The 13,827-nt window shown below is 52.8% G+C and carries 10 protein-coding genes; 6 read left to right on the plus strand and 4 right to left on the minus strand.

Going from position 1 to position 13,827, the window contains the following annotated elements:
- Positions 1–40 precede the first annotated feature (40 nt).
- Complete coding sequence (locus K3T82_RS05790; RefSeq protein WP_220192536.1) at positions 41–1,666, minus strand: long-chain fatty acid--CoA ligase; 1,626 nt, start codon at positions 1,664–1,666, stop codon at positions 41–43.
- Positions 1,667–1,903: 237 nt separating this feature from the next.
- Between K3T82_RS05790 and K3T82_RS05795 the strand changes: the two genes are divergently transcribed.
- On the plus strand, positions 1,904–2,218 hold the full coding sequence (locus K3T82_RS05795; protein ID WP_220192537.1) for a putative quinol monooxygenase: 315 nt from the start codon (positions 1,904–1,906) through the stop codon (positions 2,216–2,218).
- Positions 2,219–2,295: 77 nt separating this feature from the next.
- On the opposite strand, the gene K3T82_RS05800 is transcribed toward K3T82_RS05795, so the two are convergent.
- The gene (locus K3T82_RS05800) at positions 2,296–3,714 is read right to left on the minus strand and encodes a bifunctional folylpolyglutamate synthase/dihydrofolate synthase (RefSeq protein ID WP_220192538.1); all 1,419 of its coding nucleotides are present in this window, start codon (positions 3,712–3,714) and stop codon (positions 2,296–2,298) included.
- Between the two features lie 49 nt (positions 3,715–3,763).
- Positions 3,764–4,648, minus strand: coding sequence for a dihydropteroate synthase (folP, locus tag K3T82_RS05805; protein WP_236031024.1), 885 nt, complete (start codon positions 4,646–4,648; stop codon positions 3,764–3,766).
- 322 nt (positions 4,649–4,970) lie between these two features.
- Here folP and K3T82_RS05810 point away from each other — a divergent pair, with 322 nt between their 5' ends.
- On the plus strand, positions 4,971–5,462 hold the full coding sequence (locus K3T82_RS05810) for a hypothetical protein (protein ID WP_220192539.1): 492 nt from the start codon (positions 4,971–4,973) through the stop codon (positions 5,460–5,462).
- A gap of 42 nt (positions 5,463–5,504) precedes the next feature.
- A complete protein-coding gene (locus tag K3T82_RS05815; protein ID WP_220192540.1) occupies positions 5,505–6,602 on the plus strand; it encodes a polyprenyl synthetase family protein in 1,098 nt (365 codons plus the stop codon).
- A gap of 98 nt (positions 6,603–6,700) precedes the next feature.
- On the opposite strand, the gene K3T82_RS05820 is transcribed toward K3T82_RS05815, so the two are convergent.
- The gene (locus K3T82_RS05820; protein ID WP_220192541.1) at positions 6,701–8,221 is read right to left on the minus strand and encodes a WD40 domain-containing protein; all 1,521 of its coding nucleotides are present in this window, start codon (positions 8,219–8,221) and stop codon (positions 6,701–6,703) included.
- A 495-nt stretch (positions 8,222–8,716) separates the two neighbouring features.
- Between K3T82_RS05820 and K3T82_RS05825 the strand changes: the two genes are divergently transcribed.
- The 3 genes from K3T82_RS05825 (at position 8,717) to K3T82_RS05835 (ending at position 13,761) form a co-directional block, all read left to right on the plus strand.
- Positions 8,717–9,952 carry a putative manganese-dependent inorganic diphosphatase gene (locus K3T82_RS05825; RefSeq protein WP_220192542.1) on the plus strand — a complete coding sequence of 412 codons (1,236 nt, stop codon included), beginning with the start codon at positions 8,717–8,719 and terminating at the stop codon, positions 9,950–9,952.
- A complete protein-coding gene (locus K3T82_RS05830; protein ID WP_268886646.1) occupies positions 9,940–10,371 on the plus strand; it encodes a DHHA2 domain-containing protein in 432 nt (143 codons plus the stop codon). Before K3T82_RS05825 ends, K3T82_RS05830 begins: the two co-directional genes overlap by 13 nt.
- A 1,128-nt stretch (positions 10,372–11,499) precedes the next feature.
- On the plus strand, positions 11,500–13,761 hold the full coding sequence (locus tag K3T82_RS05835; protein WP_220192543.1) for a sodium-translocating pyrophosphatase: 2,262 nt from the start codon (positions 11,500–11,502) through the stop codon (positions 13,759–13,761).
- Positions 13,762–13,827: the final 66 nt, after the last annotated feature.

Below are 13,827 nucleotides of genomic sequence, written 5' to 3' on the forward strand. Positions count from 1 at the left end.
CCAATAGGATTGGAAGCAGCGCTTACTTCGATATTTGCGGCTAAGAAGGCAATTCATGCATGCTGAACTGGTTGCGTAGGACCTTCTTATCGAACTTGCCAACGCTGGTCTTTGGAACAGCATCAATGAATACCACATCATCGGGCAACCACCACTTCGCTACATGAGGACGTAGGTACTCAAGAATCTCCTCGCCAGTGGTCTGATCTACATACTCCGGTTTGAGCACTACACAAGCCAGGGGACGTTCGGACCATTTGGGATGCGGAATCCCCACTACGCAGGCCTCAAGCACCTTGGGGTGACCCATCAATAGATTCTCTAGCTCTACAGAGCTAATCCATTCCCCGCCAGATTTCACAAGATCCTTGGTCCGATCAACGAGGTGCAAACTGCCATCTTGATCAACAACAGCGACATCTCCGGTACGTAGCCAGCCGTCCGCGAACTTGGCAGCGGACTCGCTATCTTTATAATATGCGCGTGCCACCCAGGGACCACGCACCTGAAGTTCACCGTAGGTCTCGTTATCCCAGGGAACCTCCTGGCCCGTCTCCATATTGACGACGCGAAACTCAACACCAGGGATAACCGTCCCTTGTCGGGCTCGCGCACTAAACTGCTCCTCCTCCGATTGCTCAAGCTGATAGCTACGCAGCCGCGCAATCGAAGCCAGCGGTGAGGTCTCTGTCATGCCCCAGGCATGCAGCAGTGTGATACCTTGCTTTTGCAAACCCTCGATCAGCGCTTGAGGTGCTGCGGAACCACCACAGACAATGGAACGCAGTGCGGAGAAATCAAAGTGCTCCTTCCCTAGCAGGCTCAACAGGCCAATCCATATTGTTGGCACGCCAGCGGCAAGCGTCACACGCTCGCTCTCCATGAGTTTGCCAATCCTCATAGGATCCATAAAGCGCCCTGGAAAGACAACCTTTGACCCTACCATAGCGGCAGCATGCACAAAGCCCCAGGCATTCGCATGAAACATCGGCACGATAGGCAGAACAGAGTCCTGCTCACTCAGCGCGGGACCATTCGCCAGCCCCACACCCATCGAGTGTAGAAAAATTGAGCGGTGCGAGTAAACAACGCCCTTGGGATTCCCAGTCGTGCCAGAGGTGTAGCACATAGCAGCGGCAGCATTCTCATCCAGCTCAGGCCAGGCATAGGTCTCTGGCTGAGCCGCGATAAAGGTCTCGTAATCGACCGAAGGCTGGAGCGCTCCCGTAGCATATGGAGAGTCCCCCATGATGACATAGAGTTCGACCGAGGGAAATTGGGGAGCAAGCTTCTCCAGCACAGGAACGAGATCTCCATCCACGAAAATAATCTTATCCTCGGCCTCGTTGACAATGTAGGCTAATTGCTCGGCGAAGAGGCGAATATTGAGCGTGTGTAATACCGCTCCCATACAGGGGATCGCATAGTAGAGTTCAAAGTGGCGATAGGTGTTCCAACCGAAGGTAGCGACACGGTCTCCATCTCGTACGCCGGCACGCGCCAGTGCATTAGCAAGTTGCGCCACACGCTTTCCCCACTCGGCGTAGGTATAGCGATGAGGCTCAGCCTCGGTCTGCGTTACAATTTCCTTACGCGGATACAGGCGGATAGCGCGATTAAAGGCATGCTGTAGTGTCAGTGGGAAATCCATCATCAAGCCTTGCATGAGATCGCTCCTTTGTGATGCTCAAAACGATAGACGACCTGAAATACCCTGACAATGCGAATTTATAATGTTATCCGCAATTATAGCATAAGCAATGCACCATACAACCAGGTCTCCGAAGCGCCTTCAATTCTTAATACTGCTACTCGTAGCCTCGCATGGCAATATTAGGCCTGGGATGCTATACTCAAAGAAGTTTTGTTCTAGATAGAATAGAGGGACGGTCAAAGAACTCCAATGAGCGCATATGGATGCTATGTTAAGTTCACCACGAAGCCAGGACAGCGCGATACGTTCGTCACCTACCTGCTAAACGCAGCCTCTGCCATGGAGAAGGTTCCGGGGTGCCAACTCTATATCGTCAACACCTCACCAACCGAACCCGAATGTGTCTGGGTCACGGAGGTATGGAACAGCCAGGAGGAACATGACGCATCGCTCACCATCGAGGGAGCACAAGAAACTATTCAGCTAGCCATCCCACTTCTCGCTGGCGCGCCAGAGAAGATCGATATTCAGCCAGTCGGAGGGAAAGGGTTGATTCAGGCATAGCCCAAGCAGATAAAGAGCCGCCCGGTTAAGATTAATCTCAACCGGGCGGCTCTCTGGCTGGCTCTTTATCTGGAGAACTAGTGGTCAACGCCTTCGATCTCAGAGGCGGCAAGTTGATCGCCGCGAGCCGCAGCCCAGCGTAGGGCCTCGCCCGCCAGATAGATCGAGCCAGTAGCACACACAAGATCTTCGGGAGCCGCCAACCCAACCGCCATATCGAGCGCCGCCTCACTGGTAGGCGCGCTCAGGAGTTCTACCCGTGGCGCATGTTCCGCAAAGAGGGCTCTCAGATCTTCGAGAGGGGTCACGCGGGGATTATTCATGCTTGTCAGGACTACAGCATCGGCCTGGGCCAGTTCTTTGATGATGCCCACCAGATCCTTGTCTTTGGAGGTACTAAGGACGAAAATCAGGCGACGCGGATCAAACGTCACGTGCAGTGCTCGCACCAACTTTTGAATTGAGTCGGTATTGTGAGCACCATCCACGACAATTGTTGGCTGGCGACCCACAACCTCGATGCGCGCGGGCCAGTGGACAGATGCCAGCCCTTTACGTAGCGCCGCTTCATCCCAGTCGATTCCTTTCTCACGCAGCATCTCAAGCGTTGCTACAGCCACAGTGGCATTCTCTAGTTGATGCTCACCCGCCAGGGCTAATTCGAGGTTTGCATACTCACGCTCAGGCGTCCAGACTGTGAAGCACTGACGTGAGCCGATACGCTCATTCAGTTGATAGCGATAGCTTAGTGATGGCAGAGAGCCAGCCTCAACCTCTGTCTGGGCCGTATCGCCAGCGGCAGAGCCGACACGCACCATTCGTGCCTGCCTCTCGCTGGCCTTAGCAGCGATAGCAAGCAAAGCTTCTGGCGCGCTCGCTGAGGTTACAACCAGGCCATTCTCTTTGATAATTCCGGCCTTCTCCGTCGCAATCTGCTTCAATGTATTGCCCAGTACACTCATGTGGTCATAACTGATGGAGGTAATCACCGAAACCAGAGGATGTGTCAGGTTGGTTGCGTCGAGACGCCCTCCCAGCCCAACTTCGACCACGGCGTGTTGCACATGGCTATGTGCAAAATAAAGAAACGCCAGGGCTGTACCAATCTCGTAGGTGATGAAGGGACCATACTCATGGTCGGCTTGAACGCGCTCAACCTCGCGCTTGATCTCTGGGATCAGGTTGCCAACCTCAACCTCTGGAATGAGAGCACCATTAACGCGTATCCGCTCGCGGAAGGTATGGAGATCAGGCTGGGTATAGAGTCCGGTCTTCACCCCCGCCTCACGTAGCACGCTCTCAACCATCGCAGCCGTAGAACCTTTGCCCTTGGTACCAGCTATCAGGGTGTTACTATACGCATGGTGTGGATCACCTAACAGTTCAAGCAGGCGAGCAGTCCGAGTCAAATTCTCGTTACGATCACGGGTATACTTCCCACTTCGTTCATAGTCAGTAAAGCCATAGATATAGGCAAGTGCTTCCTGGTAATTCACAGTTTCGTGTTCTTTCTGTTCGTATTGGTCTACGCTTGGGCCATAGCACTCAGTCAAGAGCGAAAGTACCCCGTACCACGGCATCGCTCATCTTAACAACGCGCATCATCTCGCGGACATCATGGACACGCACAATATCCGCTCCCTGAGCAATCCCCAGCGCCACCGTCGCCGCAGTCCCCTCTACTCGCTCCTCCACAGGTAGGCCCCCAAGGACTTTTCCTATCACAGACTTACGCGAGGTACCTAATAAGATAGGACGACCCAGCGCCCGTAATTCGCCCAGGCGATGTAGCATCAGCAGGTCTCCCTCCAATCCCATACCAAAACCAATGCCGGGGTCAATGATAAGATGTTCCCAGGGGATACCAGCTTTCAGAGCCATGTCAAGGCTATGAGCGAGGAAGCGCGTGATATCGCTTATGAGTTCACGCCGTTCAAAGCCGCGCATATTCGCCATCAAGATCACAGGCACGCCATAAGCGCGTGCTACGCTCGCTACAAGCGAATCTTTCTGCAAACCCCAGATGTCGTTTAGCATATCCGCGCCCGCTGCCAGAGCCTTCTCAGCAACCTCAGCTTTAGAGGTATCTACAGAGATAATCACATCGGCGGGCAGCTCAGCATGTAGAGCTTCAATAACTGGCACCACCCGCTCGGCTTCGTCTCGCGCTGACACCTCTGGGAAACCGGGGCGCGTGGACTCTCCCCCAACATCGATAAAGCGTGCTCCCTGCGCCACGAAGGACCGCGCCTGTTCCACAGCACGCTTCACCACGTCCTCCCGGCTCACATCGGCAGGCGAGATACCATCACCAGAAAAAGAATCGGGCGTTACGTTCACGATGCCCATTACATAGGTTTGTCGCCCCCAGTCCAGGCGATGCCGCCCCCAGGTCATAGGAGGTAAAGAGAGAGAGAATTCCATCCACATAGCGGCCCACAACTCCTGCTCGCTCCGTGCGGCAGGGAACAATGCCGCCTCCCCTTTCTGCTAATCGAAAAACATCCAAATAATACCAATTAGATTCCTTCTATAGCCACGAAGGCCCCGCTAACATCATATCCCGTTTCGCCGCAAGCGGCAATGTACAAATTTAGTAAAAAAGGTGCTATCGAACGGCCATTTTAGCTGAATCCATGCCTACAAATGGGCAGCCAACGTCATACTTGGTATAATAGCAAGAGAACTTCTAGGAAACCTATTACGCTCAATTTCATCGCACCACCTAAAAAGATTGTGAGAGCCTGTCATTATGACTCTAAGAAACGCACCCAAACGTCTTCATGGTGTAAGCCCGAGCCGCCGATGTAAAGAATGTGACGAGGAAGCTCTTGGACGCTGCCCGGATTGTCGCCAGGCATTCTGTCAGGACCACTTCCCCAAACAGCAGCACTCGCCTTGTGCAGAGAAGCAAATGCGCCTGGCACATACCCAGGTCTGCTACGTCTGCGGTACCCAAGTCTACCCGGATCAATGGTCAATTTCAAAAACATCACATTTCGTCGATCATTTTAAATGTAATGGATGCGGTCGTCACGTCTGCGACGAGCTACACACACGACGCAAGAGCGAGGATGTACACATCGTGCGCGAGGGCATGCGTGGACATCGCTACCAGTACACTAATCGTTATTGTCAGCTTTGTTCGCCATTGCATCGCGTCGGCGGCATCAGAGGTGTCGCGAGTACAATCACCATTGTTGGCACCGTCGCGGCTATCATCCTATTCTACATTAAGCCATAGTTGACGGACCAAAGTCGGCCCATAAGGAAGATCATTTCGTTCATGACTGTACTATCTACACTTCAAGCTACCTTACTTCGCCATCAGCAGGCCATTGATAGCGCGCTCCTTAGCGCCGTCAATGGCCTGACAGAAGATACTCAGGCACTTCGAGCTTATTATGGACAGATGCGCTATCACCTGGGCTGGGTCGATAGCCAGCTTCAGCCAGTGCGTAGTGCTACAGGGAAACTATTGCGCCCAACGCTCTTGCTCCTGGCCTATGAGGCAGCGGGAGCCTGGGGCCTGACTGAGCAAACTGAATATCTTCAGCGTGCGCTACCAGCCGCCGCCGCCGTGGAATTGATTCACAACTTCTCATTGATCCACGACGATATTGTGGATGGCGATACAGAGCGTCATCACCGTCCGACCCTCTGGACCATATGGGGCACCTCCAACGGCATCAATAGCGGGGACGGCATGTTCGCGCTCGGACGTCTAGCGCTATGGGGAGTCCTCGAACAGGGAGTCACGGCGGACATCGCCGTCAAACTGGGGGCAATTCTTGATCAAACTTGCTTAGTCATAGCTGAGGGCCAATACCTGGATATGAGCTTCGAGGGTCACCGAGACATCTCTACGTCTATGTACATCGATATGATCCGACGTAAGACGGCGGAACTGATGGCCTGTGCAGCGGAACTGGGAGCGCGCCTGGGAACGAGCAACGAAGAGACAATTGCCAGACTGCGTAGCTTTGGCGAAGCAATGGGTATCGCCTTCCAGGTACGCGATGATCTGCTCGGTGTCTGGGCCAGCAGTGAGGAATCAGGCAAGACAGAGGCAGGCGATATCTATCGCCGTAAGCAGAGCCTCCCGATTCTGCACGCCCGCGAGCATGCCAGCGACGAGGATAAAGCGACCCTCATAGACATCTACCAACAACAGGAAACGCTTACCAAAGAACAGGTTGATATCGTCCTGGCGATTATGGAGCGCACAGGTACACGTGCCTACTGCCGCCAATTCCTGGCACAGCAGAGCCAATTGGCCAGCACGGCCCTAGCAAGCATCCCCGTTCTGCAAGGCGAGGTTCCCACACGAGCGCTCGACGACATGCGCGTCATGCTCGAATTTATAGATGCAGCCGCGCGCTAGCCGCCCATTACGCGCTGGCGACCCTGGTAGAAGGACATAGAGTGCTCTATGTCCTTCTCGCTTGTATTTCTGAGCGAGGCATCGCGCACCTTGACCCACTAACTCAACTCCCATATCGTGGCGCTTCGACCTGAGACAGAGACGACATGTTTACCATCACTGTTCCAGGATACACTAAGCACCGGAGCATTCCGCTTGACCATGAAGAGGGGCTTCTGGCTTCGCTCGGGATACAGAAACGCCAATGTTCCGTCATCAGCTCCTACTGCCAGAAAACGCCCATTGGGTGACCATGTAAGGCTTCGTAAGCTGGTCTTTGTCACCTGAATACGCATAGGGGTATCCATACACTGTAGTCCAAACTGACCGTTGCCCTGGCGTTGACAGACAGCACCATCCCAGATACGCACCACCCCATCGCTTCCCGCACACGCCAGACGCATACCTACTGGAGCAAACGCTGTCGCACGCATGGAGTGTTCTCCATCCATCAAAAGGCCGTGTATCTCGCTTGTATTACTCGCCTGCCAGACTCGCGTCACACCTCCCTGCGATGAGGAAGCAACCAGATTTCCACCCGCATCCCAGGACACCGCATAGATAGCTGTAGTATGTCGCGTGAACAGGCGCAAAGAACGATATGTCGTAGTGTCCCATATCAGCGCTCGCCGATCCATGCCACCTGAAACCACCTGCCGCGCTCCCTGGTTGCTCCAATCAAGACTCGTAATCCGGTTCGTATGTGCTCTCATGGAGTGTCCAAGAATTGTCTTATTACCGCTATCAAAGAAAGTAACCTGCGTGCCCGCGCCTGTTACCAGACGTTGCCCATCAGGCGACCAGGCCAGAGCCCGAACGGAAGCTTGATGCTTAAGGGCATTCCCCGCCATACCATTTCTATCCCAGAGGTAGACATTGGCATCGTCAGCACCACTCGCAATCATTTTGCCATCGGGCGACCAGCGCGCAACCCGCACGGTCCCCTGATGGCGAGTAAAGTCAGTCAGCGCTCGCGCCTGGGTTGGGACCATGGCCTGCTGTACTGTGGGTGACGGCACAGGAGAGCCCTTCATCATTCCGGCCCCTTTACCTGATGACTGCATGCCAGTGCCTTGAGTTCCAGACAACCAGCCATGCATGTTCGCATATGAGATCCCTCCGCCGAGCAAGACCATACTCGCCAGACCACCAAGGAGTAGAACACTGCGGCGAGTGTGCTTGCGCGTCGACCCAGCCTTTATAGGCGCGAATCCAGCCTCATCCCCCAGGGTATCGGAAGTATAAAGCTCGGCTGCGGAACGAGAGGGGGGCAAGATGAGACTTCCACTACCTCTTTGCGTCTGGGGCATGTCACGTTCGCCATCCGCCAGCACCTCTAAGGAGAGGCGAGCGCCCGAGGCAATACCAGCTTTTTCCAATGTCGCGTTTTCAGGCAAGACCGCGCCTGCCGACTGACGTAACTGATAGTGCAATCGCTGCCCGAAGAGATCGGTTTGAGGAAGTTGCAATTTATCGACCAGCAGCGGCACCAAAGACGAAAGCGGAGTATCCGCCGTCACCTCCATCGGCTGGGCAGCACTAAATGCATCCTTTTCGATAAGCACTTCCAGACTACGCATAACATGAGCCCTCACTTCTTCTTCAAGAAATACACTCCAGGCTTTTATAAAATTTGTCTATAGTGTATCATGGTGTTTTTCCGCTTGAATAAAAATAAGTAGAATAGGCTATCTTTCTCACGTAATCTTGCTAATCTTCACCTGTCAGTGTTCTACCACACCGATATCAGAACTCTTTCAGCACATACTTACTTCACAGAGGTATGCGATTTAGAAGAGTAATCTACACATTCCCCATATCCATAAGAGTCAGCACATAGGGCGTGTAACCCTGAAGAGCTACTCAGTAGCCATAGTTGCATCCTACTCATAGGGCGTCAGATGAGCTATTAGGAGGAAAACCATTTGCTAAAGCAGCCAGGCGTGATACAATTGTTACATCATACCCGGTCACACACTGCTTGACGATGCTTGCGAATCTCGCGATAATTCGACAGTTACCTATACTTAAATAAGCAAGCAGAGAACGCACCCTGATTTGGAGAACTTTCATCTATGGCACAACAGCCTATCTATGTAATAGGACATAAAAATTCAGATATGGACTCCGTGGCCTCGGCCTACGCCTATGCGCGCCTCCTGCAGTTTCAGGGCCAGGCAAATGTTATCCCCGCACGACATGGCACACTCAAACCAGAGATTCGTTATGTATTAGATCGCTTCCAAGTTCCTGCTCCCCAGGCTCTCGAACATGTTTACCTCCAGGTACAAGACTTTATGCGTCAGGAGGTCATGACAGCACATATTGATCAGCCCCTATTAGAAGCTGGTCAGATGATGCAGGAGCATAATCGCCACTCAATGCCCGTCATAGATGACGAAAATAAAGTCTATGGTATTATCACTAATAAAGATTTCGCGAAGCTCTTCTTCAATGATCTCGATCCCCAAACGGTCAATCGTATCCCTCTCAAACGCGATAACCTGGTCAAGGTCCTCAAAGGACGCGTACTTACGCAAGGGCTGCATGAGCTCGGCAACCGTGTGCTTATTGGTGCCATGCAGGCAGAGAGCATGGCAGACTATGTAGAGCCAGGCTGCCTGGTCGTTATTGGCAACCGTGAGGACGCTCAGATAACCGCCATTGAGCGCGGAGCAGCCATTCTCGTCATTACAGGCGATTTCCCCGTCTCGGAGCGCACCTTGGCAATGGCGAGTGAACATGGAACCATGATCATTAGCACTAGCTATCACACATTTACCACGGTCCGTCTCATCAATCTCAGCACGTGTGTACAGGACATCATGGAACGTGATTTCGCGTATTGCCATCCAGAAGATTTGATGAGCGATGTACAGCCCAAACTTGAGCGCTATCGCTCACTACCAGCCGTTGATAGCGAGGGGAAACTGGTCGGCTTTATCACGCGTAGCGATATCCTGCAAGCGCGTCCCAAGCGCCTCTTCTTGGTCGACCACAATGAGCCTTCACAATCGGTCGACGGAGCAGAGGATGCCGAATTGCTTGGCATTATCGATCATCACCGAATTGCTAATGTACATACTAGCAAACCTATTTTTTTCCGCGCAGAGCCCGTGGGCTGCACTGGAACGCTCATCTATAGTCTCTATCGGGAGGCAGGCATAGAGATTCCACGCGAGGTAGCTGGCATGATGCTTGCGGGTCTGCTCTACGATACGCTCATTCTCCGCTCGCCAACCTGCACCCCCGAGACGTCGATGTCGCCCACAAACTGGCAGAGATCGCTCAGGTTAATATTCAGGAATTAGGGCAGGCCGCTTTCACAGCCGGAGCCAGTGAACTAAACGAGCGTAGCGCCGAAGAATTGCTCACCTCTGATTTCAAAGAATTTAGCATGCACGATATGACATTCGCCGTCGGAACCGTGGAAACCGCCAGTCCTGAGACAGTGGAGAAACGCACCGACGAACTGCTGGCAACGATGAAGCAGCTCTCTCAGAGCCGTGGCTACACCTCTTTCCTATTCATGATCGTCGATATCATCAACATGAATTGCCATTTGCTGATTCATGGATGCGCTGACGCTGTTGCGGACGCGTTTAATGTGCCTCTGGAGAAGGGGGGCCATTCCATCATGGTTGAAGGTATGGTCTCACGCAAGAAACAGATGGTACCGCAACTGCCACACATTCAACACTTGATCACCAATCGCGCGGGCGTGCGCTGATTAACCCCATAATATAGAAGCATGGCGATAATTGCGGAGCAGTCACCTTCCTCATGAGGAAGGTGACTGCTCCGCAATTATCGAAATGAGACGCCCTCTTTTCGGCCTTCCCCACAGTAAGTTCCTCAAAATCATTGCACCATAGGCATTCTGGGTTCAGGCCTTCATAATTTTTTGTCGCAACTATCGTTACATCGCAAACACGACGTACTTGCTCTCTTCCCTTTTTACCCAACCCATCATGAGTAACACCCGCCAGAACAACCTGCCACAAGCCACCGACATATCGCGTATAGCACAATCTATTTGTCGATATTCCTGAGCGACGAGGGGAGCATGAAAATTCACAAATACTATAAACATCTTCGACACAAGGCTCTATAAGCAAGATTGTGGAAAAGCTATCGGTAAGAATTATGAATAAATACATGAATGCTTTTCATGAAGTCCAATCCCATTCTATCTCTTACATACAATTCGCAAATTGCTTGTGAAAACAACACATACATGTAAAGAGCCAGCATTTATAGGCATGAATATACCATCACCTCAAACAAGCAAGCAAAGATTTGCTAAAATGTGTAACAGTTGTACGCAAAGTAGATGTTTATAGATTCTCTATCGCATCACATGAAGCCTCAGATTAAATGCAATACTCTTGTCACAGAAGACGCGCGTATGTTACACTATCTTTCGACTCGGGTTTTCCATAAGAATAGGGATTAGGGACGCTGAGCTAGCGGCAAGAAGGTCAATATGCACAAAGCCAGCACTTGCGAAAACATACCGCCTGATAACTTGGTCGAGGCCCAATTCGTGTGTGATGCTCGTTCAGAGAAGGCGTCCCGCCTGCGGCTCATCTGAATGTTAAACACCAGTAACTATGTGGGGATGAGACTACGCAGCCCAGGGTAGATGTGGTGTGGGGCAAGAAGAAATTGGCATCTTGCCCCACACCACATCTACCCCCACCAGGCGTAGAAGGTGCGCAGAAGTCTAAGCACGAACGGCCAACCCACTCTAGTTACAAGCCTTTCAGTGGTCAGATATCCAGACCTTCAAGAAACACAGCCAGTTCTATGATCAGCGCGGATCACACATCGCCCTCATCCCTGTAAGGAGGTATTCGTGAGTAACTATTATATTTGGGTGCCCATCGTTATTGGTGTGCTCGCAATTGGATTTGCGATTATCCTTGCCACATCAGTATTGCGCAAAGATAGTGGCACACCCGCCATGCAAAAGGTAGCCAACGCCATCTTTCAGGGTGCCATGGCGTTCCTGAATCGACAGTATCGTACTATCGCAACCCTATCCATCGCGGCAGCAATCGTGGTGGCCGCTGTCCTCTTCCTATTTAGTAAGGGAACCGATGCCGAACGCCTAACTCTTGCCTGGCACACGGCGATTGCATTCATTATCGGCGCGCTCTGCTCTGGCCTATCCGGCTATATCGGTATGTATGTCGCGGTCAAATCAAACAGCCGCACTGCCAGCGCCGCTACACGTGGGCTGGGTGAGGCACTGATCGTTTCACTACGGGGTGGGGCAGTATCAGGCTTCCTGGTCGTAGCCCTTTCGCTCCTAGGAGTCTCGATCCTCTTCACCGCCTATGACGGCCTAAGCAATCCCCAGGCCGCGCCAGCCCTCATCATTGGCTTTGGCTTTGGCGCAAGCTTTGTAGCACTTTTCGCGCAACTGGGTGGCGGCATCTATACCAAAGCTGCCGACGTTGGAGCCGACCTCGTAGGCAAGGTCGAGGCCAACATTCCAGAAGATGATCCACGTAACCCAGCCGTCATCGCAGACCTCGTGGGTGATAACGTTGGAGACTGCGCAGGCCGTGGTGCGGACCTCTTTGAGTCCACCGCAGCTGAAAATATCGGCGCGATGCTGCTAGGAGCAACACTCTTCATCGCGACAAAAAGCGCAAGCTGGATTCTCCTACCCCTTATTATGAGTTCCTTTGGCCTGCTCGCGTCCAGCATTGGCCTGCTCTCTGTGCGCAAGTCTGCCGTTATCGAGCCAGACAAGGCAGCGGGGCGTGATCCTGGCGACATTGCTATGAGTCAGCTCACAAAAGGATACTGGCTCACATGCTTTCTGGCCGCAATAGGGATCTTTGTTGGCACCTACCTTCTGCTTCGTGACACGAACGCTCAAGGTGCGGCAGGTATCGCTCCCTGGATCTGGTATGGGCTGGCGGGCCTGGTGGGCATCGTATTAAGTATCGTCTTTGTCTACATTACTCAGTACTATACCTCCGGCACCTGGCGCCCAGTACGCGAAATTGCCTCGTCGTCTCTTACAGGGCCTGCAACCACGATCATTACAGGTATCTCTGTTGGCTTTGAGTGTGTGGCCCTGCCCGTCCTAGCAATTAGCGCGGCCCTGGGACTCTCCTTCTTCTTAGGTAGTCAGGTAACATTCCCCGCTGATGCTGGCCTACCAACGGCAATCAATCCTGGAGGCATTTACGGCACAGCGGTCGCAACAATGGGCATGCTCATGAGTTGCGCCTATGTGTTGGCAATGGATACCTTTGGCCCCATCACCGATAACGCTGGTGGCATTACCGAGATGAGCAATCAGCCAGAAGCAGTACGCGACGTAACTGACGCGCTTGACAGTGTGGGCAACACGACGAAGGCACTGACCAAGGGTTATGGCATTGGCTCTGCCGCGCTAGCCGCCTTCTTGCTCTTTAGCGCATATCTGGATGTACTCTTCTCTTATAAGAACAATCAGGACGTCTACCGTGTTGACCTCTCAAATATAGCGGTCTTTATCGCGGCCTTGCTTGGGCTGACTCTGATCTTCTTCTTCAGTTCGCTCGCGATTCGCGCGGTGAGTCGCGCGGCACAGAACATGATCGAAGAGGTGCGTCGCCAGTTCCGCGAGAATCCAAAGATCATGGCGGAAAACGCCGAAGACAGAGTCGACCCTGATTACGCACGCTGCGTCGATATCAGCACCCGAGGCGCCCTACGCGCGATGATCCTGCCTGGTATCGTCGCTGTGCTTACCCCTATTGCGGTGGGCACAATCCTCGGACCTCAGGCTGGCGCGGGTCTGCTGATGGTTGGTACCATGGGTGGCATTGTAATGGCACTCTTCCTGAACAATGGTGGTGGTGCCTGGGATAACGCCAAGAAGTATATCGAGGCAGGCTATCTGCGTGTTAATGAGAAGGGCGAGGTTGTCGATTCGCATGATCCAAATGGGATTGTGCTAGGCAAGAAGAGCGAGGCACACAAGGCTAGTGTTGTAGGCGATACCGTTGGTGATCCTTTCAAGGATACAGCAGGACCTTCGCTCCACGTGTTGATCAAGTTGTTGAGCACGATTACTCTGGTCCTGGCTCCCCTCTTCGTCTACCTGCATCCCTAACATATCAGGCGCATTAGCAAAGCCAGTGGCCCCAGATTGTTATTGACAATCTGGGGCCACTGGCTT

Source organism: Ktedonospora formicarum (genome assembly GCF_016587355.1).
GTDB classification, from domain to species: Bacteria; Chloroflexota; Ktedonobacteria; order Ktedonobacterales; family Ktedonobacteraceae; genus Ktedonobacter; species Ktedonobacter formicarum.